Genomic DNA, 23,572 nt, shown 5'->3' on the forward strand with positions numbered 1-23,572 from the left:
GTCGGCCGTCGTGGGCGGGCGGCCCGCCCCGCAGCCGACTGTACGTCAGCCGAGTGGCGGCCCGGTTACGCCCGGTGACCCGGGGGTGCGCCCGGCACACGGCTGCGCCGCGATCCGTCCCCCTCGACGGACCGCGGCGCAGCGGCTTACGGGGTGTCAGGCAGGTGACCTGCGGGTCACACGGCCTGCCACAGGGCGGGGACGATCGGCGGCTCCCAGCCGACCTGGGCGGTGTGACCCTGGAGGCAGCGGTAGCTGACCCCGTTGTAGGTCACGACGTCGCCCGCCTGGTAGGTGGTGCCGGGCGTCCAGGTGCCGCCGGGGTTGGTCGGGCCGTTGCCCACGACCAGCGAGAAGCTGGTGCTGTGGGTGGCGGAGCCGGTGCCGGTGAGCGTGATGCTGTAGGTGCCGGCCGCCGTGTTCGCGGCGGTCGCGATGGTCAGCGAGGCCGAGGCGCCGGACTGCACCGAGGACGGGCTGAAGGAGACCGTGACGCCCGCCGGGGCGCCGGAGGCGGTCAGGTTGACCGTCTGGGCGGAGCCGGAGGTGGTGGCGGTGGAGACCGTCGCGGTGGCCGAGTCGCCGGGGTTGACGGTGGCGGTGGCCGGGTTCACCGCGAGGGAGAAGTCGTTGGCGGGGGTGGTGCCGCCGACGGAAGTCTTCCAGATGGTGTAGGCCACGCCGTCGGCGCTGCGGTTCAGCGCGGTCGGGTCGATGTTGCTGGTGGTGTCGCAGGACTGGTGGTAGCAGGAGTCGTACGAACGGCCCGCGCTGCCGCCCCACTTGGTCGCCTGGCCGGAGGTCTTGACGGCGTCGGCACCGGCCGCGTAGCCGGAGGTGGGGATGCCGGCCTGCTGGAAGGAGTAGTCGTCCGAGCGGCCCTGGCCCTCGACGTTCTCCTCCGGCTGGAGGTTGAGGGAGTCCCAGTAGGCCTTCATCGGCGCGGCGGCGGCGGAGGTGATGTTGTTGATGAAGTAGCCGGCGTTGGGCGATCCGACCATGTCGAAGTTGTAGTAGGACTTGATCGCGGAGCGCTGGGTGGAGCTGAGCTGGCCGACGTAGGACTGCGAGCCCTGGAGGCCCTGCTCCTCACCGGTCCACCAGGCGAACCGGACGTGCCGGGTCAGGGTGGGGTTCTGCTGGGCGAGGACGAGGGCGTTCTCCAGCAGGGTGGCCGAGCCGGAGCCGTTGTCGTTGATGCCGGGGCCGGCCGAGACGCTGTCCAGGTGGGCGCCGAACATGGTGACCTGGTCGGCGGGGCCGCCGGGCCAGTCGGCGATCAGGTTGTTGGACTGGTAGGTGCAGGAGGTGCAGGTCTGCTCGGTCACGGTGTAGCCGGCGGCCTGCAGCTTGCCCTTGATGTACGCCACGGACTGGCTGTGCCCGGCGCTGCCGGCCCGGCGGTTGCCGCCGTTCTGGCTGGCGATGGTGTTCAGCTGGGTCAGGTGGGCCTGGACCTTGGCGACGTCGATGTCGGGCGCGGGCCCGCCGGGGGTGCCCCCGCCGCCGACGGTCAGGGTGTACTGGGCGGTGTGGGTGGCCGCGCCGGCGGTGCCGGTGACGGTGATCACGTACGTCCCGGCCGGGGCGCCCGAGGAGGCCGACAGGGTCAGCGTCGCGGACGAACCCGTCTGCACGGAGGAGGGGCTGAGCGTCGCGGTGACCCCGGTCGGGGCGCCCGAGGCGGTCAGGTTGACGGTCTGCGCGGTGCCCGAGGTGACGGCGGTGGAGACCGTAGCTGTGGTCGAGGCGCCGGGCTGGACCGAGCCGGAGGCCGGGCCGAGCGCGAGCGAGAAGTCGTTGTTGCCGGACGGGGTGCAGGTCGGGTCGCCGCTCTGCGCGGGCACGCTGATCGCGTCCCAGGCGGCCTTGGTCCGGTTGAAGTAGTTGCAGGTCGGGTCGAGGTTCTTGGCGGCGGTCAGGGTGGTGGTGCGGTACCGCTTGTAGGTCATGCCGCTGGTCTTGAGCAGCATGCCGCCGTAGAAGACCTGGCCGGCCTGCTTGACGCCGATGCCGGTGACCGAGGAGTTGTTGCAGGTGGGGCTGGACGGCTTGCCGCCGCCCGGGTTGGAGCCCATCGACAGGAGGTAGAACCAGTGGTTCAGCGGGCCGGCCGCCGCGTGCACCTCGGTGCTGGGGATGGAGGAGGAGTAGCAGTTCGGGTCGTTGTTGACCAGTGAGGGCTGGTAGAGGTTGCGGATCGGCCCCTGGCCGACCAGGTTGACCTGCCGGCCGACCTGGTAGTCGGGGTAGTCGTAGGGCGCGGGCTGGTTGGCGTACTCCTTGGTGAGCGCGCCGAAGATGTCGCCGGTGCCCTCGCCCAGGCCGTTCTCGTTGTTGGCGCCGCCGGGGGTGTACTGGTCGATGCCGTGGCCGAACTCGTGGCCGACGACGTCCTGGGCGGCGATCCACTCGTTGTTCTGGTTGTGGCCGATGGAGACGGAGCTGCCGTCCCAGTAGGCGTTGACGTCGTTGAGGCCGACCTTGACCGGCCAGCTGCCGCCGTTGCCGTTGTGGCCGTTGCGACCGAGCCAGTCGCGGAGCATGTCCCATTCCTTCTGGGCCGCCCACATGGCGTCGGCGCAACCGGTCTCCTTGCTGGAGGGGTTGCCGGTGCCCCAGGAGTCGGAGGACTTGCTGAACACCTGGCCGCTGCTGTAGTCGGAACAGGTCAGGCCGGGCCGGTTCGGGTCGCGCAGAGAGTACGAGCCGCCGGAGTTGGTGGTGCTGATGGTCAGCGGGCCGGGGCCGTTCCACTTGCTGTTGATGGTGCCGGCGCGGACATCGTCGTAGCTGTCGATCACCTCGCCGCTGGCGGCGTCCACGAAGACGTGCAACGTGCTCGGCGCGCTCTCGGTACGGCCCTTGAGGACGGTCTCCCAGGCGAGCCGGCTCGCACCGTCCTTGACCCGGACGACCAGGCGGCGCTCGGCCACCGAGTCCACCGCGGCCAGCTTGGTGCGCGCGGTCTTCTCCGCGTTCGCCGCGCTGACCTGCGGGGTTATCGAGCCGCCGACCGGCCCGGTGGCGGCCGACTGGAGGCCGCGGACCTTGCCCTGGCCGTCGGCGAGCACCACGGCGTCGCCACCGACCACCGGCAGGCCGCGGTAGCTGCGGTCGTACGCGACGGAGTAGAGGCCGCCGAGCCAGGGGGTGACGGCCCGGCGTTCGTAGGTCTCGCCGGGGCCCTTGGCCAGTGCGTCCAGGCCGGCGGCCGCGGCCGCGTCGGCGGCGTTGACGGCTGCCGCGAGGGCGCTGGGTGGTGCGGGAGAGGGGGTGGGCGCGGCGGTGGCCGGCCCGGCCGTGGCGGCGATCATGCCGGCCAGCACGGTCAGGGTGGTCGCCGTGGTCAGCAACCGTCCTGTGGAAACTCTGCGTTGCATCGAGGCTCCTCGCATGTGGGGGTCCTCGACCGCGGACGGCAGGGCTGGTGGCCCACCGCAGGGCCGTGTCTGGGGGACGGCCGTGCGGGCCGTCCGCGCTCGGGTGCCGGAACCCTCACACGGCGTCATGCTCTGGTCAATGGCTGGTGCACGCGATGCATAGGGTTGGCAAATTCCGTCAAGCTGGGCTTTTGCCCGAGTGGTTGAGACCACCTCATGTACGGACCGGGTGTCATCGAGTACCGTCCTGATGGTCGGAAGGTTGGCGAGGGGCCCGGGGGAAGCGACCGGAGGAGGCAGCCGTGCACCGGAACCGCGTGGCCGTGGCACCGGCGTCCTCACCTCCGTCCCCACCCGTCGCCCCGCCCGCCCAGGAGCTGGGCGCCTGGCGTGACTTCGGCGCCCGGCTGCGCCACTGGCGGCGCCGGGCCGGCCTCACCCAGGCCCAACTCGGCGCCGGAATCGGCTACGACCACACCGCGGTGAGCAAGATCGAGCACGGCGCCCGCCGGGTCACCCCTCGGATCGCTGACAGGATCGACGAACTCCTCGGCGCGGGCGGTGAGTTGCGGGCCGCCTGCCAGCGGGCCGAGACCGCCGAACTGCCCTCCCTGGCGCCCCTCGCGCCCGCCCTGCTGCGGCCCCCGCTGCCCACCGCGGCCGCGAACGGGCCCGGCGGCCCGGCCCGCTGGAGCGCCCCCGCCCAGCCGCCGCCCCGGCTGCCCGACTACGGCCTGCTCTGCCCGCTGCACGGCGCCGACGGCTGCGACGTCCCCGACCCGGTCGAACTCGCCGCGCTGCACGCCGAGTTCTGCGCCGCGAACCCGGCCGGCGCGCCACCCCTGGACGCCGCCACCGCACACGCCCTCACCGGGCTGCTCGCCGCCCACCTGCGCTCCGGCGAGGCCGGCGGCCTGCCCGGCCTGGCCGCCGCCGTCGAACGCACCTTGCAGGCCGTGCTCGCCCGGCTCGCCGCCGCCCCCGCCGCGCAGCGCCGCCCGCTCGCCCGACTGGCCGCCGAGCACGCGCACGCCGCGGGCGCGCTGCGGATGCAGGACGGCCGCAACGCCACCGCGATGGCCTGCTTCGACCGCGCGCTCGCCTGGGCGGAGCTCGCCGGGGACCAGGCCACCCAGGTCGCCGCGCTGAGCGACATGAGCACCCTCGCCCGGATGGACGGCGACCCGGCCGCCGCCCTCGGCTACGCCCGGGAGACCGGCCGCGCCGCCCCCGGCCGGCACTGGGCCGGCGCGATGGGCCAGATCGGCCAGGCCCGTGCGCACGCCCTCACCGGCGACGTCCGGGCCACCATTCGCCACCTCGGCCGCGCCCGGCTGCACCTGGACCACATCGGCGCCCGGGACGAGGACGACGCGCCCTGGCTCTCCATCGCCTCGATGCGGCTGCGGGTGGAGTCCGGCGCGGCCGCCGCGCTGCGCGACCTCGCCGCGGTCGTCGGCGACCCCCGGCTGGCCCGCCGGGCGCTGACCGCGGCCGAGACCGCGCTCGGCCTGCTCGGCCCGGCCCAGCTCCCCTCCAGCCGTCTCCTCTTCACCGTCCGGGTGGCGGACTGCCACGCCTGCGCGCACGACCCGCAGACCGCCGTCCAACTGCTCGGGCCCGCCCTGGAGACCGCCCCGGCGGCGGCCCTGCCGGCCCTGGTCGGGTACGAGCTGCGCGGCCTGCGCGACCGCCTCGCGGCGTACCGGCCGGAGGCGGCGTGGCGGCTGGCGGAGCTGGCGGGATCCTGACGGGCGGCGCCACCCGCACGGCCCGCGCCCTCGCGCCAGGCTCGCGCTCGCCCGGTGCCACCCGCGCCGCCCTCGCCGGACCGGGGGCCGGATCCGGGTCCGGACCGCCCCCTGCGCCAGGGGGCGTGCGACCTCGCCCGGCGTGGGACCGACCCCGCTGCGCTCCGGTTTCTCCAGCGCCTGCGAACAAACGCGCCCCTTTCGCGCCGGTCTGGTGTCAACTTCGTGCGCAGATCTTCCTCCGATCGGGTTATTTATGGCGTTAACACGTCGAATGACTGCCGTAGCTGACCTCTCCAGCTAGAGTCTCTGACGTTTCCAGTCATTAGTTCGCGAATAACCAAGGGGGCGCGTGCTGTCCGCCATTGCACGCCGGCTCGCTCATCCGCTTCTGCTCCTGGGGGTGCTGTGCACGGCCGTCGCCACACTGCACTTCCACTGGGAGCCCGACCGGGTCTCCCCCCTCGTGCTGGTCGGCGTCCTCGGGTACCTGGCCGTACTGGAGCGGGTGATCCCGTACCGGACCGACTGGCATCCGAGTGGGCGTGAACTGCGCTGGTACACCGTGTACTTCGTGCTGAGCATGGTCGGCGGTGCGCTCGCCCAGGGGCTGGTGACGGCGCTGGTGCAGGTGCTCGGGGCGGCCCATCCGGTGCTCCCGTTCGCCCTGGAGATCCCGCTCGCGCTGCTGATCGGATCGCTCGGCGACTACCTCGTCCACCGCTGGTCCCACCACAACCGGTGGCTCTGGCGCCTGCACGGCGTCCACCATGTGCCGGACAAGGTGAATGTCGCGAACAACGGTGTGAACCATATTCTCGACGTGTTCGTCGCGCAGTCCGTGGTGCAACTCCTGCTGTCGCTGATCGGCTTCTCGGCGGAATCCGTGTTCGTGGTCGGAATATTCATTCTTGCGCAGGGGTATTTCGTTCACGCGAACATCGACGTCCGCCTCGGGTTCCTCGGCCACCTGCTGGCCGGCCCCGAGCTCCACCGACTGCACCACAGCACCGACCTCGCTGAGGCCGGGCACTACGCCTCCGACCTCTCGCTGTGGGACCACGTGTTCGGCAGCTTCACCTGGCGCCCCGGCCGGGTGCCCACCGCCGTCGGCCTCGCCGATCCGGCCGCCTTCCCGGCCACCGGCGAAGTGGGTGCCACCCTGCTGCACCCCTGGCGCCAGGTGAAGACCACCGAGCCGTCCGTCTGACCCTGCCCGCGAGGCCGCTCTTCCTCCGCCCGTGTCCGCGCCGCCACGCCATCACCCTCGGATTGGATCATGAACACCTCGCCCTTCGCCGTGCCCTGCGACCGGATCGCGATCACCGGCATCGGCTGCCGCCTGCCGGGACACGCCAACGACCACCGGACCTACTGGCGCAACCTCGTCGAGGGTCGGGACTGCCTCACCGCGACACCCGCCGACCGCTACGACACCGGCACGCTCGGCAGTCGGGACCGGTCCAAACCGGGCCGCCTGGTCGGCGGCCGGGGCGGCTACATCGACGGCTTCGACACCTTCGACCCGGACTTCTTCGGCATCAGCCCGCGCGAGGCCGAGCATATGGACCCGCAGCAGCGCAAGCTCCTGGAGGTCAGCTGGGAGGCCCTGGAGGACGGCGGCCTGCGCCCCGGCGAGCTGGCCGGCCGCGACGTCGGCGTCTACATGGGGGCCTTCACCCTCGACTACAAGATCCTCCAGTTCGCCGACCTGGACTTCCGCACGCTCGCCGCGCACACCGCCACCGGCACCATGATGACGATGGTGTCCAACCGGATCTCGCACTGCTTCGACTTCCGCGGCCCCAGCGTCTCGATCGACACCGCCTGCAGCTCCTCCCTGGTCGCGGTGCACCTCGCCTGCCAGAGCCTGCTCCGCGGCGAGACCGAACTCGCCCTGGCGGGCGGCGCGTTGCTGCACATGGCGCCGCAGTACACGATCGCCGAGACCAAGGGCGGCTTCCTGTCCGCCGACGGCCGCTCACGCGCCTTCGACGCCTCCGCCGACGGCTACGTCCGGGCCGAGGGGGTCGGCGTGGTCGTCCTCAAGCGGCTGTCGGACGCGCTGCGCGACGGCGACCCGGTGCACGCCGTCATCCTCGGCAGCGGCGTCAACCAGGACGGGCGCACCAACGGCATCACCGTCCCCAGCGCGGACGCCCAGGTCACCCTGATCGAACGGGTCTGCGCCGAGGCCGGGGTGCTGCCCGGCAGCCTCCAGTACGTCGAGGCGCACGGAACCTCCACCCCGGTCGGCGACCCGATCGAGGCGGCCGCGCTCGGCCGGGTGCTGGGCATCGGCCGCCGCCCGGGCGACCGCTGCTACGTCGGCTCGGTCAAGACCAACATCGGGCACACCGAGGCCGCCGCCGGCGTCGCCGGGCTGATCAAGACCGCCCTGGCCCTCAAGCACCGGCGGATCCCGCCGCACCTCAACCTGGAACGGCCCAACCCCGGCATCGACCTGGCCGCGCTGCCCTTCGACATCCCGACCGCCCCGATCGACTGGCCCGAGCACGACGGACCGGCCCGGGCCGGCGTCAACTCCTTCGGCTTCGGCGGCACCAACGCGCACGTCCTGCTGGAGGAGCCGCCGAGCACCGGGCCCGCCGCCCCGGCCCCGCAGCCGGCCTGCACCGTGCTGCCGCTGAGCGCCAAGGACGCCGCCGGGCTGCCCGAACTCGCCGCCGGAATCCGTCGGGAGCTCGCTGCCGGGGTGCCGCTCGACGACCTCGGCCACACCCTGGCGCACCGGCGCCAGCACCTGCCCGAGCGGCTCGCGGTGGCCTACTCCACTCGGGACGACCTGGACGAGGCGCTGGCCGCCCACGAGCGCGGCGAGGCTCACCCCCGGGTGCTCCAGGGCCGCGCCCGGGAGCGCCAACAGCGCCGTCTCGCCTGGGTGTTCACCGGCATGGGCCCGCAGTGGTGGGGCATGGGCCGGGGCCTGTACGAGAACGAACCGGTCTACCGGGCGGCCGTCCAGGCCTGCGACCGGGAGATCCGCGAGCAGGCCGGCTGGTCCCTGCTCGACGAACTGCACCGCGACGAGGCCGACTCCCGGATGGCCGAGACCTGGCTCGCCCAGCCCGCCAACTTCGCCGTCCAGCTGGGCCTGTCCGCGCTCTGGCGCAGCCACGGCCTGCGCCCCGACGCGGTGGTCGGGCACAGCACCGGCGAAGTCGCCGCGTTCTACGAGGCCGGGGTGTACGACCTGGCCGACGCCGTCCGGGTGGTGCTGGCCCGCAGCCGCCTCCAGCAGCGGCTGGCCGGCACCGGCACCATGCTCGCCGTCGGCCTCCCGGAGGCCGAGGCGGAGCGCCGGATCCGCCCGTACCGAGCCCGGGTCTCGCTGGCGGCCGTCAACAGCCCCTCCACCGTGACCCTGGCCGGCGACACCGACGCGCTGCGCGAACTCGCCGAGGAACTGCGCGGACAGGAGGTGTTCACCCGCTTCCTGGAGGTCGAAGTCCCTTACCACAGCGTGCGGATGGACCCGATCCGGGACGAGCTGACCGCAGCGCTCGCCGCGCTCAAGCCCAACGAGGCCCGGCTGCCGCTCTACCTCACCGCCCGCGAGGGCCTCGCCCGCGGCCCCGAACTCGACGCCGGGTACTGGTGGCACAACGTCCGCAACCCGGTGCGTTTCCGCGCCGCCGTCGAACGGATGGCCCAGGACGGGCACGGCCTGTTCCTGGAGATCGGCCCGCACCCGGTGCTCGGCCACGCGATCCGCGAGTGCGTCGACGGCGCGCACGCCCTGCCGTCCATCCGCCGGCACGCCGACGAGCCCGCCTGCTTCACCCGGTCGCTCGCCGAACTGCACACCCTGGGCGTCGAACCGGACTGGCGCGCACTGCACCCGGCCGGCCGCCCGGTGCCGCTGCCCGGCTACCCGTGGCGGCGCGACCGGTACTGGGTCGAGCCGAGCGCCGTCCGGCAGGTCCGGCTCGGCGAGGTCGACCACCCGTTGCTCGGCCGCCGCACCGCGAGTGCCCAACCCGCCTGGACCACCGCACTCGACCCCGAGCGGCTGCCCTACCTGGCCGACCACCGGATCGAGGGCCAGATGGTCTTCCCGGCGGCCGGGTACCTGGAGATGGCCGCCCAGGCCGTCCGCGCCCTCACCGGCGGCACCGAGGTGGTGCTCGCCGAGATCGAGCTGAACCGGGCCCTGTTCCTCTCCGACACCGAGCCCACCCCCGTCCAACTCGGCTACGCCCCGGAGGACGCCCGCTTCACCATCGCCTCCACCCCGGTCGGCGGCGAACCGGTGGTGCACGCCGGCGGCCGGGTCCGCACCGGCCAGCGCCGCGCCCACGGGCCGGCGCTGGACGCCGAGGCGATCCGCTCCCGCGGACAGCGCTTCGACGGCCCCGACTGCTACCGGCTCCTGGCCGCCCGCGGCTACGACTACGGGCCCGCCTTCCAGGCCGTCCAGGAGGTGTGGACGAGCCCTGGCGAGGCACTGGCCCGGATCAGCCCGACCGACCGGCTCGGCCCCGAGGCGGCCGACCACCAGCTGCACCCGGTGCTGCTCGACGCCTGCTTCCAGACCCTGCTGGCCACCCGGTTGCTCACACCCGAGGACGGCGGCGTCCGGCTGCCGGTGTCCATCGAGGAGGTCCGGCTCGACCAGGCCGGCGACCGGCCGCTGTGGGCGCACGCCACCGTCACCCGCGAGGGCGGCGGCGAACTCGTCGGCGACCTCGCCCTGTACACCGAGGACGGCACCCCGGTCGGCCGGATCACCGGCTTCCGGGTCGCCGACGTCGCGCAGGCCCCCGCCTCGGTCGGCCTCGCCACCATCGACAGCTGGCTCACCGAACTCGCCTGGACGGACGCCCCGGCCGCGCCCGCCGACCAGGACCTCGGCGACCTGCTGCTGTTCGCCGACGCCGGCGGCCTCGCCGAACGCCTCGCCGCGCTGGCCGCCGAACGCGGCGCCCGCTGCCACCTGGTCCGGCCCGGCACCGACTACCGGCCCGGCGACGGGCGCTCGACCGTCCGCCCGGACTCCGCCGAGGACCTCACCCGGCTCCTCACCGACCTCGGCCCCGGCTACCGCACCGTCGTCCAGCTGTGGAACCTCGACCAGCCCGCCCTCGACACCACCACGGCCGACCGGCTCGACCAGCTCGCCACCCTCGGCGGCTACGCGCTGATCGCCCTCGCCCAGGCCCTGCCCGCCGCCCTCCCGGACGCCCGGCTGCACATCGTCACCCGGGGCACCCAGGCCGCCGCCCCCGACGACCGGGTCGAACCGCTCGGCGCACCCGCCTGGGGCATCGGACGGGTGCTCTGGCAGCAGGAACTCGTCGCCCAGCGTGGCACCCTGATCGACCTCGACCCCGCCGCCGAGCCGCTCGACCAGGCCGAGGCGCTGCTCGCCGAACTCACCTCCCGGGACGAGCAGGAGATCGCCCTGCGGGACGGCCACCGCCGCACCAGCCGGCTCCGCCGGGCCGAGGGCCTCACCCGCCCGCTGCCGCCGGTCCTGCGCCCCGACGGCAGCTACCTGGTCACCGGCGCGTTCGGCGCGCTCGGCCGGCTGCTCTGCCGCACCCTGGTCCGGCGCGGCGCCCGGCGGCTGATCCTGGTCGGCCGTACCGTGCTGCCCGAGCGCGACCAGTGGTACCGGACCGACCCCGCCAGCCCGGCCGGGGAGCGGATCGCCTTCCTGCGCGAACTCCAGGCGCTCGGCGCCGAACCGCTGCTCGCCCCCGTCGACGTCACCGACGAGACCGCCCTCGCCGCCTGGCTCGCCGACTACCGGCAACGCCAACGCCCGCCCATCCGCGGGGTGTTCCACCTCGCCGGACAGGTCAAGGACGTGCTGGTGCCGCAGATGGACCGGGCCGCCTTCGACGCCGGATACGCCCCCAAGGTGGTCGGCGGCCACCTGCTGCACCGGCTGCTGCGCGACGAACCGCTCGACCACTTCGTGCTGTTCGCCTCCGTCGCCTCGCTGCTCACCACCGCCGGGCAGACCAACTACGCGGCCGGCAACGCCTTCCTGGACGCCCTCGCCCACCACCGCCGGGCCGCCGGCCTGCCCGCGCTCAGCCTCGACTGGGGCCCCTGGGCCACCGGCATGATCGAGGAACTGGGCCTGGTCGCCCACTACCGCGACGCCCGCGGCATGAGCTCGCTCCCGCCGGACGCCGGCACGGCCGTGCTGGAACGCGTCCTCGGCCAGGACCGCGCCCAGCTGCTGGTCGCCACCGTGGTCGACTGGCCGACCTTCCTCGCCTGGTACCCCGCGCCGCCGCCGCTGGTCGCCGACCTGGCCGCCGGCGCCGCCGAGCAGGCCCCGGCCGAGACCGGCGGCTTCCTGGACGCCTACCGCACGGCGGATCCGCCGACCCGGCACCGGCTGGTCACCGAGCGGTTCACCGCCGCCGCCGCGGCCGTGCTGCGGATCGGCGCCGAGCGGATCGCCCCGGACACCAGGCTCGGCGCGCACGGCCTGGACTCGCTGCTCGCGATGGAGCTGCGCGCCCGGGTGCACGGCGAACTGGGCGTCGCCCTGCCGGTGGTGGCGCTGCTCAGCAACGGCACCGTCGGCGACCTGGTCGACCTGCTCGTCGCCGGCCTGGCCGAGCGGCTCGACGCCGAGGGCGGCCCCGAGCAGGCCGAGGTCGAGCTGCACACCGACGAGGCCCGCTACCCGCTCACCCACAACCAGCAGGCGCTGTGGTTCCTGCGCCAGCTGCACCCGGACGGCTTCGCCTACAACATCGGCGGCGCGGTGGAGGTGCGCGCCGAGCTCGACCCCGAGCTGGTCTTCGCCGCCTTCCGCGCGCTGGTCGCCCGGCACCCCGGGCTGCGGGCCGCCTTCACCGCCGAGGAGGGCCGACCGGTCCAGCGGATCCGCCCGGAGGCGGTGGCCGACACCGGACTGTTCGACGTCGAGGGCCGCCCCTGGGAGGAGATCCACGCGCTGATCGTCGCCGAGTACCGGCGGCCGTACGACCTCGCGAACGACCCGCTGGTCAGGCTGCGACTGTTCCGGCGCGGACCGGACCGCTGGGTCCTGATGAAGGCCGTCCACCACATCGTCTCGGACGCGATCTCCACCTTCACCTTCATCGAGGAGCTGTTCGAGGTCTACGAGGCGCTGCGCCACGGCCGCACCCCCGAACTCCCCGCCGTGGCCGCCCGCTACCTCGACTTCCTCAACCACCAGAACCGCTTCCTGGCCGGCCCCGACGCCCGGCGGATGCTCGACTACTGGCGCGGCCACCTGCCGGCCGAGATGCCCGTCCTCGCCCTGCCCACCGACCGGCCCCGGCCGGCCGTGCAGACCCACAACGGCGCCTCGGCGTTCTTCCGGCTCGACGCCGACCTGACCGCCCGCGTCCACGAGCTGGCCCGCGCGCACCACGCCACCCCGTTCATGGTGCTGCTCAGCGCCTACTACCTGCTGCTGCACCGCTGGTCGGGCCAGCAGGACATCGTGGTCGGCAGCCCCGTCACCGGCCGCACCCAGGAGGAGTTCGCCTCCGTCTACGGCTACTTCGTCAACCCGCTGCCGCTGCACGTCAGCCTGGCCGGGGAGCCGACCGTGTCCGAGCTGCTGGCCCGGGTGCGGGAGAGCGTGCTCGGCGGCCTGGACAACCAGGAGTACCCGTTCCCGCTGCTGGTCGAGCAGTTGGGGCTCCAGCACGACCCCAGCCGCTCGGCGGTGTTCCAGGCGATGTTCATCCTACTCACCCACAAGGTCGCCGTGGAACGCTTCGGCTACCGCCTGGAGTACATCGAACTCCCCGAGGAGGAAGGGCAGTTCGACCTGACGCTGTCCGCCTACGAGGACCGCGCGGACGGCTGCTTCCACTGCGTGTTCAAGTACAACTCCGACCTCTTCGACGCCGCCACCGTCGAGCGGCTGGCCGCGCACTACCGCAACCTGCTGGACGCCATGACCAGCGCCGGCGCCGACCGCCCGGTCGGCCGGCTGCGGATGCTCGACGAGGCCGAACGCCGCCGCATCCTCACCGGCTTCAGCGGCGCCGACCGGCGGGCGGACCACGACACCCCGGTGCCCGAACTCGTCGCCAAGGCCGCCGCCGAACACCCCGAGGCCGTCGCCGTCACGGCCCCCCGCCCGGACGGCGCCCGCCGCCTCACCTACGGCGAACTCGACCGGCGGGCCCAGCGGACGGCCCTGCGGCTGCGCGAACTGGGCGTCGGCGAAGGCTCGGTGGTCGCGGTCTGCCTAAACAAGTCACCCGAGCTGATCGTCGTCCTGCTGGCGATCTGGCGGGCCGGCGCCGCCTACCTGCCGCTCGACCCCGGACACCCGGCCGACCGGCTCGCCTACCAGGTGACCGACGCCGGAGCGGCCCTCGTCGTGGTCGCGGAGCGGAACCCGTTCGGCACCGAACCGCCCGTCCGCCCCGTCACCCTGGACGAGCTCGACCGGCCCGCCGCCGAGAGCGGCCCGCTGCCCGCCGCCGACCCGGACCGCCCCGCCTACGTCATCCACACCTCCGGCTCCACCGGCCGCCCGAAGGCCGTGCGGGTCGACCACCGCAACCTCGCCGCCGTCACCGCGGGCTGGCGCGCCGAGTACCGCCTCGACACCGAGGCCCGGGTGCACCTCCAGATGGCCGGGACCGCCTTCGACGTGTTCTCCGGCGACCTCGCCCGGGCGCTGAGCACCGGCGGCACCCTCGTCCTGGTCGACCGCGACCTGCTGTTCGACACCGCCCGGCTGTACCGCACCATGCGCGAGGAAGCCGTCGACTGCGGCGAGTTCGTGCCCGCCGTCGCCCGCGGCCTGCTGGCCCACTGCGAACGCGAGGGCCTGCGGCTGGACTTCCTGCGGCTGCTGGTCGTCGGCTCCGACTCCTGGAAGGCCGCCGAGCACCGGCGGCTGCGCGCCCTGTGCGGGCCGGACACCCGGCTGGTCAACTCCTACGGCCTGACCGAGGCCACCATCGACACCAGCTACTACGAGGGCGGCGCGGACGCCCTGGAGCCCGGCCGGATGGTGCCGATCGGCCGACCCTTCCCCAACAGCGCGCTGTACATCCTCGACCACTACGGCGAGCCGGTACCGCCCGGCGTGCCCGGCGAGTTGTGGATCGGCGGCGCCGGTGTCGCCGCCGGCTACCCGAACGACCCGGAGCAGACCACCCGGCGCTTCACCACCCTGGAGCTCGACGGCCCGCCCGTCCGGCTCTACCGCACCGGCGACCTCGGCCACTGGGACGCCCACGGCACCGCCCACCTGCTCGGGCGGATCGACAACCAGGTCAAGGTGCGCGGCCACCGGATCGAGATCGGCGAGATCGAGGCCCACCTCACCGCCCGCCCCGAACTCGCCCAGGCCTGTGTGACGGTCCGTGAGGATTCCACCGGCGAAGCCGTGCTGGCCGCCTACCTGGTCCCCGCCGAGGGGACCACCCTGGACCGCCGGGAACTGCGCCGCCACCTGGCCGAGCACCTGCCCACCGTGATGATCCCCTCCCACCTCACCGAACTGCCCGCCCTGCCGCTCACCCCCAACGGCAAGGTCGACCTGGCAGCCCTGCCCGAGCCCCGGATCGACACCGGCGGCGCGCAGCACGAACCGCCCGTCACCCTCTACGAGATCCGCACCGCCGAGCACTGGAGCAACCTGCTCGGCGTGGCGGAGGTCGGCCTCCAGCACGACTTCTTCGAGCTCGGCGGCAGCTCCATCCGGCTGATCGAGCTGATCCACCACCTGCAGACCGAGTTCAACATCAGCATCCCGGTCGGCCTGCTGTTCAAGGTGACCACCCTGCACGGGATGGCCCGCACGCTGGAGCAGATCATCACCGGCGAGGTCGCCGGCGGCCAGCCGTACCTCTGGTTCAACCCCGGGGCGCCCGAGGGGCGGACGGTGTTCTGCTTCCCGCCGGCCGGCGGCCACGGCCTGGTCTACCGCCAGCTCGCCGCCCACCTGCCCGACCACCGGCTCGCCGCCTTCAACTACCTCACCGGCGACGACAAGACCGCCCGCTACGCCGACCTGGTCGAGGACCTGGAGGAGGCGGGGCCGTACGTCCTGCTCGGCTACTCGCTCGGCGGCAACCTCGCCTTCGAGGTGGCCCGGGAGCTCGAACGCCGAGGCCGTACGGTCAGTTCCGTCCTGGTGGTGGACTCCTACCGGATCCCCGAGCCCTTCGAGCTCGGCGAGGAGCACCTGGCCGTCTTCGAACGCGAACTCCACGAGCACCTGCACCGGCACACCGGCTCCCGGATCGTCGCCCAGGAGACCCTCGAACAGGCCCGGGACTACCTGGCGTTCTGCAGCAGGACCCCCAACCTGGGCGTCCTGAAGGCCCCGCTCAACGTGGTGTGCGAACGGGACCGGCTGGCGCTGCACGCGGGCGGCGAGCACGGCTCCTGGCACGGCGCCTCCAGCGCCGGAACGGCCGTCCACGCCGGGCACGGCAGCCACGCCGAGATGCTGGACGCCGAGTTCGCCGCCCGCAACGCCGAACTGGCGGGCGCCATCCTGGCCGGAGGCACCGCCGATGGCCGGGTCTGAGCGCGGGCCGGACTGGTCGAGCCGGGAGCGGGCCCCCGGCGGCCCGCCCCGGGTCATCGTGATCGGCGCGGGCATCGGCGGGCTCTCCACCGGCTGCTACGCGCAGATGAGCGGGCTGGAGACCCGGATCTTCGAGAAGCACGTGCTGCCGGGCGGCTGCTGCACCGCGTGGTCCCGGCACGGCTACCTGTTCGACTACTGCATCGACTGGCTGATCGGCACCGCCGAGGGCACCGGGGCGAACCAGGTGTGGCGCGAACTCGGCGCCCTCGACGGCAAGTCGATCACCCGCTTCGACGTCTTCAACCGCGTCGTCGACGAACACGGCCGCGCCGTCACCTTCTACGGGGACCCGGACCGGCTGGAACAGCACCTGCTGGCCACCGCCCCCGGCGACGCCAAGCCGATCCGCGCCTTCTGCCGGGACCTGCGCCGCTTCGCCGCCATCGACCTGCCCTGGGACCTCACCCCGCCGCCGCTGCGCGGCCCGGCCGAGCGGCTGCGCACCCTGCGCACCGTGCTGCCCGCGTTCCGGCTCTTCTGGCGGACCGCGACGACCCCGATGAGCGGCTTCGCCGAGCGCTTCCAGGACCCTCTGCTGCGGCGGGCGCTGCCCAACATGTTCCTCCAGGAGCCGGCCGGCTTCCCGCTGCTGCCGTACCTGTACACCCTGGCCGCCGCGCACAACGGCAACACTGGCTTCCCGCAGGGCGGTTCGCTCGGGCTGGCCCGGTCGGTGGAGGAGCGCTACACCTCGCTCGGCGGGGTGGTCGGCTACCGCTGCCGGGTGGAGCGGATCCTGGTCGAGGGGGACCGCGCCGTCGGCGTCCAACTCCGGGACGGCTCCCGGCACTTCGCCGACCACGTGGTGGCCGCCTGCGACGGGCCGACGGTGCTCGACCGGCTGCTCGAAGGCCGCTGGTCCAGCCCCGCCACCGACCGGCTGTACGGCGAGCTGCTGGACAAGCCCGGTAACCTGTACCCGGCCGTGGTCTCGGCCTTCGTCGGCGTGGACGGCCCGCTGCCCGAGGGCGAACCGCACAGCACCACCTACCTGCTGTCGCCCGAGCAGGGTGCCCGGCTGCCCGGCTCGCTCCAGCACAGCCTGGTCGTCCAACTGCGCTCGGACTACGCGGAGGGCTTCGCGCCGCCCGGCAAGTCGGTGCTGCACTGCACCTACTTCAGCGACTACCGCTCCTGGAAGGACCTGCGGGTCCGCGACCGCCGCGCCTACCGGGCGCGCAAGCAGGAAGTCGCCGCGTTCGTCCGGGAGTTCCTGGAGCGGACGTACCCGGGGCTCGGCCGCCGGATCGAAGTCGTGGACGTCGCCTCCCCGGTGACCACCGAGCGGTTCACCGGCAACACCTACGGCAGCATCCTCGCCTGGCAGGCCTTCTCCGAGGCCGAGGACGCCGCCAACCGGCTGGTCAACCGGGACCGGATGCGGCTGCCCGGTCTGCGCGGCTTCTCGATGGCCGGGCAGTGGGCCGGACTCGGCGGTCTGATCCGCGCCGCCACCAGCGGCCGGTACGCCGCGCAGTACCTCTGCCGGGAGCTCGGCCGGCCGTTCCGGGCCTGGCCCAGTGACAACCAGGAACCTTGGCATGCGGGCAAGTTGGGCAAACTGCCGCAACTCGACCGGGCCACCGTGGGAGTGCCGGAATGACCGGAATGAGCACCAGCAGGCAGACCATGGTGATCGTCGGGGGCGGGCTGGGCGGCCTGTCGACCGGCTGCTACGCACAGATGAACGGCTACCGCACCACCGTCCTGGAGATGCACGAACTCCCCGGCGGCTGCTGCACGGCCTGGGACCGCGGCGAGTTCACCTTCGACTGCTGCGTGAGCTGGCTGCTCGGCAGCGGCCCCGGCAACGAGATGCACCAGATCTGGCTCGAACTCGGCGCGTTGCAGGGCAAGGTGATGCGCAACTTCGACGTCTTCAACGTGGTGCGCACCCGGGACGGGCGCGCCGTCTACTTCTACTCCGACCCCGACCGCCTGGAAGCGCACCTGCTCGACCTCGCCCCGGAGGACGCCCGGCGGATCCGGCAGTTCTGCGAGGGGCTGCGCAAGTTCCGCCGCGCCCTGGTCCGTTACCCCTTCCTCAAGCCGGTCGGACTGATGGGCCGGGCCGAGCGCTGGCGGATGCTCGCCTCGTTCCTGCCGTACTTCAACGTCATCCGGCGCTCGATCACGGTGCTGATGAGCGACTACTCGGCGCGCTTCCGGAGCCCGCTGCTGCGCGAGGCGTTCAACTTCGTGCTCTACGAGAAGCACCCCAACTTCCCGGTGCTGCCCACCTACTTCCAACTCGCCTCGCACGCCGGTCAGTCGGCCGGGGTGCCGGAGGGCGGTTCGCTCGGGCTGGCCCGCTCGATCGAGCAGCGCTACCGGCGGCTCGGCGGCGAGATCAGCTACAACACCAAGGTGGCCGAGATCCTGGTCGAGCAGGACCGGGCCGTCGGGGTGCGGCTGAGCGACGGCCGGGAGATCCGGGCGGACATCGTGGTCGCCGCCTGCGACGGACGCACCACCATGCTGGACCTGCTCAAGGGCCGCTACCTGAACGACACCTACCGCCGGCTGTACACCCGGACCATCACCGAGCCCGGCATGGTCTTCCCCGGCTACCTCACCGTCTTCCTCGGCCTGCGCCGCCCCTTCCCGGCCGGGGACCCGTGCACCACCTACCTGCTGGAGGACGAGGTCGCCGACCGGCTCACCGGCATCCGCCACCCCAGCATCAACGTCCAGTTCCGCAGCCGCCACTACCCCGAGCTGTCGCCCGCCGCGACGACCGTCGTCTACGCCAGCTACTTCTGCGACATCGCCCCCTGGCGGGAGTTGAGCACCGGCCCGGAGCAGGCGCCACGGTTGCGGCGGGGCGAGGAACTGCACACCCTGCCGGTGGGGCGCGGGCGCGAGTACCAGCGCGAGAAGCGCCGGGTGCGGGACGCCATCGTGGAGTTCCTGGACGGGCACCACCCCGGTCTGAGGGACGCCGTCGCCGTCAAGGACGTGTCCACCCCGCTCACCCAGGTCCGCTACACCGGCAACTACGACGGCACGGTGCTCGGCTGGCAGCCGTTCGTGGAGAGCGGCGAGACCCTGGAGGACGAGATCAAGCGCAACGGGCCCGGGCTGCCCGGCCTGGCGAACTTCTACCTCTCCGGCGTGTGGGCGACCACGGGGGGACTGATCCGGGCGGCCGCCGCCGGCCGGCACGTCGTCCAGTTCATCTGCCGCGACGACGGCCGGCCGTTCACCGCTGCCGTGGACGACAGCGCGCCGCCGCCCACCCTGGTCATCGAACCGGTCGGGCCCGCCGACCGGCGGTTTGGAGTCACCTCATGAGGGTCGAGAAGTGGGTCGTCCGCGAGCACGTGGACGGCGTGCCGGACGTCGAACGGATGTACCGGAAGGTGGTCGAGGAGGTGGACGTCCGCCTCGCCGCGGACGAGATGCTGCTGCGGACCAGGTACGTCTCGGTCGACCCGTACCTCCAGGGGATCGCCCTGGACACCCCGATCGGCGACCACATGGGCGCGGACTCCATCATGGAGGTGGTGGAGGCCGGGCCGGACGCCGCCTTCGCCGTCGGCGACCTCGTGCAGGGCTTCGGCGGCTGGCGCACCCACGTGATCAGCAACGGCGCCCCGGCGTTCTGGCAGACCGGCACCTTCCCGATGGTCTTCCCCGCCTACCGGCGGCTGGACCGGAGCGACTACGACGACGCCCTGCCGATCTCCACCGCCCTCGGTGTCCTCGGCGGCCCGGGGATGACCGCCTGGGGCACGGTCGAGAAGTTCCTGGAGGTCCGGCCGGGGGACACCGTGCTGGTCAGCGGGGCGTCCGGGGCGGTCGGTTCGGTGGTCGGACAGCTGGCCCGGCACCGGGGGGCCCGGGTCATCGGCACCACGGCCACCCCGGCCAAGGCCGCCCGGCTGCGTGAGCTGGGCTTCGACGCGGTCCTGCTCTACCGCGACGGCGACGACCCCGAGCGGCTGCGGGAGGAACTCGCCAAGCTCGCCCCGGCCGGCATCGACCGCTACTTCGACAGCCTCGGCGGGGCGCTCACCGACGCGGTCTTCTCCCTGCTCGCCGTGGACAGCCGGGTCGCGGTCTGCTGGCAGTGGGGCAGCCAGGTCGGCGGCGACTGGACGGGCCCGCGGCTGCTGCCGATGATCATGTTCCCGCGCACCACCATCCGCGGCATCTTCTCGCTGGAGTGGTTCACCGAGGAGAACTGGTCGGCGCTGCGGCAGGAGCTGGGCGCCCTCGTCCGCAGCGGGGACCTGGGCTACCAGCAGACCGTCCACCGGGGCTTCGACAACATCCCGGCCGCCTACCGCAGCCTGTACGTGGACCGCTCCGCGAGCCGGGGCAAGGTGCTCGTCGAACTCTGAGCCGGGCGGTCGGCGGGGCCCGGCCGGGGCGGGCGGTTCGTGTGCCCGCCCCGGCGGCGCGCAGGTCAGTTCAGGGTGAACCAGGTGGAGCGGGACTTCTTCCACTCCGGCTGGGCGAGGTCCTTGGCAGCGGTGCCGTCGCCGTACAGGTCGGCGGAGCCGTCGTCGGTGATCAGCTGGGCCCGGGCGCCGGGGGCGTCCAGGTTCGGTACGTCCGGGACGGCCTCCCAGGCGCCGGCGTCGCTGGTCGGCAGGTCGACCAGCTTGACCGGCTGTGAGCCCGACTGCCCGTTCCAGCGGTAGAGGGCGTACGGGGCGGAGTTGTCCTCGGCGGACCAGGAGCCGGCCACGATCAGGTACTGGCCGAGGTCGTTGCGGCGCAGGTCGCGGATGGAGAGACCGCCGAGGTCCAGCTCGACCGGCTCGCCGAAGGTCGCGTGCGAGGCCGAACCGGACAGCAGCGACGGGAGGTTGGTGACCGGGACGAGCAGCGCGCGGCCGCCGGTGACCGCCGGGGTCAGCGGCGCGCGGAAGCCGATGTACGCGGTGGTGGTGCTGCCCGGGGCGAACTCCAGCCCCTCGACGTTGAATCCGTCGATCTGCTTGGGCGCCTGCCCGTCCGCCGCGCCCGCCGCGAAGCCGTAGCGGTCGCCGTGGGCGCCGTCCCAGGCGATCAGGTCGTCGCGCAGGCCGTGGTACGAACCGGCCAGCGAGAGCTGGGTGTCGGCGCCCGAGCCGGTGACCTTCGTGGTGAACACGGTGTGCCGGTCCGGCTTGACCTTGCCGTCCTTGTTGTTGCCGAGCGAGCCCGTCCAGTAGATCGTGTCGCCGACCCGGGCCGCGGCCTCGATGTCGATCTCCTTGGAGACGCCGAGCGCGGAGCTGAAGTCCCAGGTGCGGACCGGCGCGCCGGAGGCGTTGCGGTCGTACAGCCGCAGCACGTTGGACTCGTCGTCGCCGACCAGGATGTAGCCGCCGCCCGCGTCCACCGCGGCGGAGGCGTCGCTGGAACCGGTCAGGTAGCGGCTGGCGGCCGGGAACCGGACGGCGGGGGAGGCCGCGTAGTGCAGGGTGCGGGTCGCGGTCTTGCCGCCCAGGCCGGTCACCTTGATGGTGAGGTCGGTGTAGCCGACGCCCTGCGCGGCGACCGCCAGGGTGCGGGTGCCGCCGGTGCCCGTCACCGCCACGTCGCCGGTCCGCGCGACGGCACTGCGGGTGCTCGCCGAGGCGGCGACGGTCAGCGCCGAGGCCGCGGCCCCGCTCTGCGCCACCGCAACGGACACCGTCGGATCGCCGGTGGCGCCGACCGCGCCGGACAGGTAGCCGGCCGAGAAGGTGATCGTCGGAGTGCCGTACGAGGCCGCGGTGGCCGGGACCACCGGCAGGGCGAGTACGGGCACCGCCGCGACGGCGACGGCCAGCGGGAGCAGACGGCGGGGGGAACGGGACACGGTGACAGCCCTTCGACGCACGGAGAGGAGCGGGGGCGGTGCGGATCCGGACCAGCCTGGGCGGCCGCGGCGAACGCCAACCCTACGCCGGAGAACCGGACGGCGAACAGCAGGCCTCCAACGCCGGGCGTGAGTCGGGGGGAGTCCCGCTAGCCGCGGATTCCGGCCGCGTGCAGCCGGCGGCGGACCTCCTCCCACTCCGGGGTGACCGGCGCGGTCGACCGCGCGCCGACGCCCCGGTCCTTGAAACCGCTGGACGTCGACACGCACACCACCGGCCCCTCGGCCTCCCCGAGGCCCTCGACGCCGCCGAGGCTGCGCAGCCCGGCGAGCCCGGCCGCCGCGGACAGCTCCGTCCAGAGCCCGGAGCGGGCCAGTTCGGCCTGGGCGGCCGCGAGTTGGCCGTCGTCCAGGGCCAGCACCCGGCCGCCGCTCTCGCGGACCGCGACCACGCCCCGGTAACCGCCGACCGGGGAGGCGATCGAGTACGCCTCGCTCGGCCCCACCGTCACCCGGGCCGCCGGCAGGCCCTGGCGGACGGCCAGGGCGAGCGGCGCACCGGACGCGGACTCGCAGGCGACGATGCGCGGCACCCGGTCGGCCAGGCCGAGCCGGTGCAGTTCGCTGAAGCCCTTCCAGACGCCGAAGAGCAGCTCCCCGTAGCCGGTGGGCACGAACACCGCGGCGGGCACGCCGATGTCCCGGAAGATCTCGTACGCGACGGTCTTGTAGCCCTCTGGGCCGTACGCGTGGCCGGTGTGGGTGGTGGTGAGGTTGCTGACCGGGTGCAGGCCCAGCCGGTCCACGACCTGCCGCAGCAGTGGCCAGCGGGCCTCCCACGGCACCGGCAGCACGACGGCGCCGTAGGCGTTGAGGAACGCGTCGACGGCCGGCGGCAGGTCGGGCCCGGTGAACACCACGCAGCGCAGCCCGGCACGGGCGGCGTAGGCGGCGGCGGACGCGCCGTGGTTGCCGGAGGAGGCCACCGCGATCCCGGGCGCGCCGACCCCCACGGCGGCGCTGGTGGTGCAGCGGTTCAGCCGGTCCTTGTGGCTCCAGGTCGGGTTGCGGGCCTCGTCCTTGACGTACACCCCGGGTTCGAGCTCGACCAGCGGCGTGCCGCCCTCGCCCAGGCCCGGCGCGAGCAGCGGCGGCAGCAGCGGGGCCCACCGCTCCAGCCCGCCGCGCGGCGCCCCGGCGTCCGTGCCCGGGGCGAACAGGGCTGCCGCGTCGGCCTCGCGGTAGGCGTAGTCGACCTCGACGGGGTAGGAGACGTCCTCGGTGCCGGTGCGGGGACAGCCCGCGGTGAGCGGGGGCCACAACGGGTAGTCGAGGGTGGGATCGCCGAGGGAGCGCTGGCCGGTTGCGAGGGAGCCGTCTGTCGCCATGTCAGGAGCCTAACCGGGCCTGCGCCGCCCGGTCCGGCGGATTCCGGGGCCCGTGGCTGGGGCTGCCGCGCCCCAGGGGCTCCGGCGGGCCGCTCCTGGCTCCTGCGGCCGCTACTGGGCCTGTCGGACGGCCGAGACGTCGAACTCCAGGACGACCTTGTCGCCGACCAGGACGCCGCCGCCCTCCAGGGCCGCGTTCCAGGTCACCCCGAAGTCCTTACGGCTGATCGTCACCGAGCCCTCCAGGCCCACCCGCAGGTTGCCGTAGGGGTCGACGGCGTTGCCCGTGTACTCGACGTCGATGGTGACCGGGCGGGTGACGTCCTTGACGGTGAGGTCGCCCGTCACCCGGAACTCGCCGTCCCCGCGCGGCTCGACCGCCGTCGTGGCGAAGGCGATGGTCGGGAAGTTCGGCGCGTCCAGGAAGTCGTTGGTGCGCAGGTGCTGGTCGCGCTGCTCGACGCCGGTGTCGATGCTCTCCGTCCGGATCGTCACCCGGGCGGTGGAACGGCCCGGGTCGGCGCCGTCCAGGTGGGCGCTGCCCTCGAAGGCGGTGAAGGAGCCGCGGACCTTGGTCACCATGGCGTGGCGCGCCACGAAGCCGATCCGGGTGTGGGCGGGGTCGAGGACGTAGTCCCCGGTGAGCTCGGACAGGGAGACGGTCATGG

10 protein-coding genes are annotated in these 23,572 nt (G+C 73.6%); 6 read left to right on the top strand and 4 right to left on the bottom strand.

Going from position 1 to position 23,572, the window contains the following annotated elements:
* Nucleotides 1-176: 176 nt before the first annotated feature.
* The gene (locus AB0P03_RS10235) at nt 177-3,317 is read right to left on the bottom strand and encodes a M28 family peptidase (RefSeq protein WP_363581911.1); all 3,141 of its coding nucleotides are present in this window, start codon (nt 3,315-3,317) and stop codon (nt 177-179) included.
* A 368-nt stretch (nt 3,318-3,685) separates the two neighbouring features.
* Between AB0P03_RS10235 and AB0P03_RS10240 the strand changes: the two genes are divergently transcribed.
* The 6 genes from AB0P03_RS10240 to AB0P03_RS10265 all read left to right on the top strand — a co-directional run bounded on the left by AB0P03_RS10240 (nt 3,686) and on the right by AB0P03_RS10265 (nt 20,065).
* On the top strand, nt 3,686-5,134 hold the full coding sequence (locus AB0P03_RS10240; protein WP_363628385.1) for a helix-turn-helix transcriptional regulator: 1,449 nt from the start codon (nt 3,686-3,688) through the stop codon (nt 5,132-5,134).
* A 391-nt stretch (nt 5,135-5,525) separates the two neighbouring features.
* On the top strand, nt 5,526-6,344 hold the full coding sequence (locus AB0P03_RS10245) for a sterol desaturase family protein (RefSeq protein WP_363628427.1): 819 nt from the start codon (nt 5,526-5,528) through the stop codon (nt 6,342-6,344).
* Between the two features lie 69 nt (nt 6,345-6,413).
* Complete coding sequence (locus AB0P03_RS10250; protein WP_363628387.1) at nt 6,414-15,656, top strand: amino acid adenylation domain-containing protein; 9,243 nt, start codon at nt 6,414-6,416, stop codon at nt 15,654-15,656.
* On the top strand, nt 15,643-17,322 hold the full coding sequence (locus AB0P03_RS10255; protein WP_363581834.1) for an NAD(P)/FAD-dependent oxidoreductase: 1,680 nt from the start codon (nt 15,643-15,645) through the stop codon (nt 17,320-17,322). The genes AB0P03_RS10250 and AB0P03_RS10255 overlap by 14 nt, the downstream gene beginning before the upstream one ends.
* A gap of 26 nt (nt 17,323-17,348) precedes the next feature.
* Complete coding sequence (locus AB0P03_RS10260; protein WP_363581915.1) at nt 17,349-19,013, top strand: NAD(P)/FAD-dependent oxidoreductase; 1,665 nt, start codon at nt 17,349-17,351, stop codon at nt 19,011-19,013.
* Nucleotides 19,010-20,065 (top strand): NADP-dependent oxidoreductase, encoded by a 1,056-nt coding sequence (locus tag AB0P03_RS10265; RefSeq protein WP_363628389.1) that lies wholly within the window; start codon nt 19,010-19,012, stop codon nt 20,063-20,065. Before AB0P03_RS10260 ends, AB0P03_RS10265 begins: the two co-directional genes overlap by 4 nt.
* Before the next feature lie 65 nt (nt 20,066-20,130).
* Here the strand turns inward: AB0P03_RS10265 and AB0P03_RS10270 are convergent, their stop codons facing one another.
* From AB0P03_RS10270 to AB0P03_RS10280, 3 genes are all read right to left on the bottom strand, one after another.
* Nucleotides 20,131-21,486: a hypothetical protein gene (locus tag AB0P03_RS10270; RefSeq protein ID WP_363628429.1), complete on the bottom strand. Its 1,356-nt coding sequence runs from the start codon at nt 21,484-21,486 to the stop codon at nt 20,131-20,133.
* Nucleotides 21,487-21,665: 179 nt separating this feature from the next.
* Nucleotides 21,666-22,904 (bottom strand): pyridoxal-phosphate dependent enzyme, encoded by a 1,239-nt coding sequence (locus AB0P03_RS10275; RefSeq protein WP_363628391.1) that lies wholly within the window; start codon nt 22,902-22,904, stop codon nt 21,666-21,668.
* A 111-nt stretch (nt 22,905-23,015) separates the two neighbouring features.
* Nucleotides 23,016-23,570 carry a YceI family protein gene (locus AB0P03_RS10280; protein ID WP_363628393.1) on the bottom strand — a complete coding sequence of 185 codons (555 nt, stop codon included), beginning with the start codon at nt 23,568-23,570 and terminating at the stop codon, nt 23,016-23,018.
* Nucleotides 23,571-23,572 lie beyond the last annotated feature (2 nt).

Origin of the sequence: Kitasatospora sp. NPDC088779, from assembly GCF_040685395.1 — a bacterium.
GTDB lineage: Bacteria > Actinomycetota > Actinomycetes > Streptomycetales > Streptomycetaceae > Kitasatospora.

Bases quoted from the DNA above. Each gene is read 5' to 3' on its own strand.
- AB0P03_RS10235 (WP_363581911.1), bottom strand. From the start codon at position 3,317: ATGATCGCCGCCACGGCCGGGCCGGCCACCGCCGCGCCCACCCCCTCT.
- AB0P03_RS10250 (WP_363628387.1), top strand. From the start codon at position 6,414: ATGAACACCTCGCCCTTCGCCGTGCCCTGCGACCGGATCGCGATCACC.
- AB0P03_RS10255 (WP_363581834.1), top strand. From the start codon at position 15,643: ATGGCCGGGTCTGAGCGCGGGCCGGACTGGTCGAGCCGGGAGCGGGCC.
- AB0P03_RS10260 (WP_363581915.1), top strand. From the start codon at position 17,349: ATGGTGATCGTCGGGGGCGGGCTGGGCGGCCTGTCGACCGGCTGCTAC.
- AB0P03_RS10265 (WP_363628389.1), top strand. From the start codon at position 19,010: ATGAGGGTCGAGAAGTGGGTCGTCCGCGAGCACGTGGACGGCGTGCCG.
- AB0P03_RS10275 (WP_363628391.1), bottom strand. From the start codon at position 22,904: ATGGCGACAGACGGCTCCCTCGCAACCGGCCAGCGCTCCCTCGGCGAT.
- AB0P03_RS10280 (WP_363628393.1), bottom strand. From the start codon at position 23,570: ATGACCGTCTCCCTGTCCGAGCTCACCGGGGACTACGTCCTCGACCCC.